Here is a 734-nt window from a genome sequence, read left to right on the forward strand (position 1 = left end):
GTGTACCATCTTCGTTCCATCGTTTTAGCGTGCCATGGTAACTGCCATTCGCGAAGTGCGCTTCAAATTCCTTATTCCCATTTTCATACCAATCGCTTGAGAGGCCGTGTTTCTCGCCATCAGCATAATAGTCTTCGGATTCTTTTTGACCACTTGCATACCAACTTGTCTGGGCTCCGCAGTATTCGCCGTTGTAAGTATAATTTTGTGACATTCTGATGCCATTGTCATACCAGGCTTCGGACAGACCATGAGAATTTCCCTCCTTATAATAGCCTTGAGAAGAGATCTGCCCATTTTCATGCCAATATCGACTTAATCCATGCAGCTGGGCATTGACGTAGAACTGCTCTCGGTCAAGTATTCCCGGGTCTTCATAGTAGTTTGCGCCATGACCGTATGAGCAAGAAGTATACGAGTTGGGATCACTTTCATTGGCCATCGTAATAGCCTGATTAAAAGTATTCGAGCTGCCGAGTTCGATATCGTAGGTGGATGGGCAACTAGGGCTATTGGATTGAGGAATATCAGCAATAGGGCAGGTCGAATGGGTAAATTCAGATTCTTCTGATGCATAGTCCTGGCCATCAACCCTTTGTATTACATAAGCGGTCACCGTGGTGCCATCAGAAACCGAAATCGGTGCCGAGTAGTTGTATTCTGGCGCTGAACCATTCAACACATAGCGGATATCTGGTAGGCCTTGTGCTTGAGTCATTGCTAGTTCTAATTGA

The 734-nt window shown here is 45.6% G+C and carries 1 pseudogene; it reads right to left on the bottom strand.

Features of this window, described 5'->3' with window-relative positions:
• Positions 1-718, bottom strand: a pseudogene (locus A3729_RS03525) (chitobiase/beta-hexosaminidase C-terminal domain-containing protein); the annotation flags it as partial.
• Between the last annotated feature and the right edge of the window lie 16 nt (positions 719-734).

Source organism: Oleiphilus sp. HI0043, from assembly GCF_001634935.1.